Here is a 2,318-nt window from a genome sequence, read left to right on the forward strand (position 1 = left end):
ACAGCAGTCGCTAACCTATTGCCGCTTTGTTTACTGGCGCAAAAAGCTGACCGAGCCGGAGGCGTCGGTTCCGGAACACCCCGTGTCGTCGCCCGGCTTTGCCAAGGTATCGGCAGTGCCTGGCCCGGAGTTGTCAGAGGGGTTAACGGTGTCCTTGCCCGGCGGCGTCTCGATCACCGGCCTGCACGCCGGCAATGTGGAATTGCTCGGTGCCGTGCTGAGGCAACTGTAATGCGCCACCGGTATCTTCGCCCCTCCTGGGACCTGCCGGAAATTTACCTGTATCGACAGCCCATCGATTTCCGCAAGCAGGCCAACGGCCTGGCGCTGATTGTCGAGCAGGAGCTGGGGCACAGTCCGTTCTCCGGCGCGCTTTACGCTTTCACCAACCGGCAGCGCAACAAGATCAAGTGCCTGATGTGGGAAGACAACGGTTTTGTGCTCTACTACAAGTCCCTGGCCGAGGAAAAATTCAAATGGCCGGGCCCGTCGGATGAGCTGATGCCGCTAAACGGCGAGCAGATCAACTGGTTGTTGGACGGCTACGACATCACCCTGCTCCAGGGCCATAAAACCCTGCATTATGAGAGCGTTGGGTAGCACTTTTTAAGTGCGTCAGGGCGTTGTTTTTGCTATAATTTCGCCATGAAAAAAACGTCTGATAACACGCCCCAAACACCCGATCTCAGCGGTCTCTCACCCGCTGAAATGGCGTCGGTTATCAGCGATTTGCAGGAACAACTGACGGCGAAGGATGAAACGCTCCAGAACCATCAGGATCAGTTAAAGCAACGTGATCAGGCCATTCAGAGCCGCGATGCCCACATCAAGATCCTTGAAGAACTCCTGCGCCACAAGAAGATCCAGCAGTTCGCCGCAAGCAGTGAAAAACAGCCCAACCAGATCGTGTTGTTCGATGAAGCCGAGCTGGAAGTGGCGATTGACGAACTACGCGACGAACTCCCTGACGATGTGGAAGAAGCCGATGCGCCGCCTCGCTCCCGCAAGCGCCGTCAACGCGGCTTCTCCGACACGCTCTTGCGTGAGCGTATTGAGCTGACCCTCAGCAACGAAGAAAAAGTCGGCGCCAGCAAGACCTTCTTCACCAAAGTGAAGGAAGAGCTGGAGTATATCCCGGCCCAACTGAAAGTCCTGGAGTACTGGCAGGAAAAGGCCGTGTTCGAGCAGGACGGCGAAGAGCGAGTCATCGCTGCCGCCCGGTCTACACACCCGCTGGGCAAGTGCATTGCCACACCGTCACTGCTGGCTTACCTGATCACCTCCAAGTACGCCGATGGCCTACCACTGTACCGTCAAGAGCAAATGCTCAAGCGCCTGGGCCATGAGGTGAGCCGCACCAGCATGGCCCACTGGATTATCCGTCTGAACGACGTGTTCAAACCGCTGATGACCCTGATGCGGGAAACCCAGAACGGCAGTGATTATCTGCAGGCCGATGAAACCCGTATCCAGGTCCTCAAGGAGGACGGCAAAAAAGCCCAATCGGACAAGTGGATGTGGGTGACCCGAGGCGGGCCACCCGGCAAACCCTCGGTACTGTTCGATTATGACCCATCCCGTGGCGGCCAGGTGCCGGTGCGCCTGCTCGATAACTTCCAGGGCATCCTGCAAGCCGATGGTTACTCTGGCTATGGGCAAGTCTGCCGTGAAAACGGCCTGACCCGCATCGGTTGTTGGGACCATGCCCGGCGCAAGTTCGTGGACGCCTCCCGGGCCGCGCCGGCCAAGGGCAAAAAAGGCCAGCCCTCGAAAGCCGATGTGGCCCTCAGCCATATCCGTAAACTGTACGCCGTCGAGAAAGCCGCCAACGAACTGAGTGACGCCGAGCGCTATCGGGTGCGCCAGGAAAAAAGCCTGCCGCTGCTGAACGCCTTCAAGGCCTGGCTGGAGAAAAACGCCAGTAAGGTGCTGAAAGGCTCGCTCACCCGCAAGGCCATGGACTACACCCTGAACCAGTGGGATACCCTGGTTGGCTACTGCGAACGCGGCGACCTGAAGATCAGTAATGCCGGTGCCGAAAATGCCATCCGCCCGTTCGCTCTGGGACGAAAGGCCTGGTTGTTCGCAGATACCTCGCAGGGCGCGAACGCCAGCGCCACCTGCTACTCGCTGATCGAAACGGCCAAAGCCAACGGGCTGGAGCCGTCGGCTTACATCCATCATGTGCTGACGCACATTGCCGATGCAGTGACCCTCGAACAACTCGAAACACTCTTGCCCTGGAATGCGGAGCTGCCTGCTTCAAAAAAAGTGGCTCAATACGGTTAGGGCAAGTGGGTCGGTTTAACGGCGCTTAC

At 58.2% G+C, this 2,318-nt stretch carries 3 protein-coding genes; all 3 read left to right on the forward strand.

Annotated features, from left to right (window positions below):
* A partial coding sequence (gene tnpA, locus INT19_RS10875) for an IS66 family insertion sequence element accessory protein TnpA (RefSeq protein WP_193060739.1) occupies nucleotides 1-232 on the forward strand: 232 nt, incomplete at its 5' end.
* Nucleotides 232-600 (forward strand): IS66 family insertion sequence element accessory protein TnpB, encoded by a 369-nt coding sequence (gene tnpB / locus INT19_RS10880; protein ID WP_081136160.1) that lies wholly within the window; start codon nucleotides 232-234, stop codon nucleotides 598-600. The genes tnpA and tnpB, both read left to right, overlap by 1 nt.
* 45 nt (nucleotides 601-645) lie before the next feature.
* Entirely contained in the window at nucleotides 646-2,289 is a 1,644-nt protein-coding gene (gene tnpC, locus INT19_RS10885) for an IS66 family transposase (protein WP_193060740.1), read from the forward strand.
* Nucleotides 2,290-2,318 lie beyond the last annotated feature (29 nt).

This window comes from Halomonas sp. 3A7M (genome assembly GCF_014897875.1).
Taxonomy (GTDB): Bacteria; Pseudomonadota; Gammaproteobacteria; order Pseudomonadales; family Halomonadaceae; genus Vreelandella.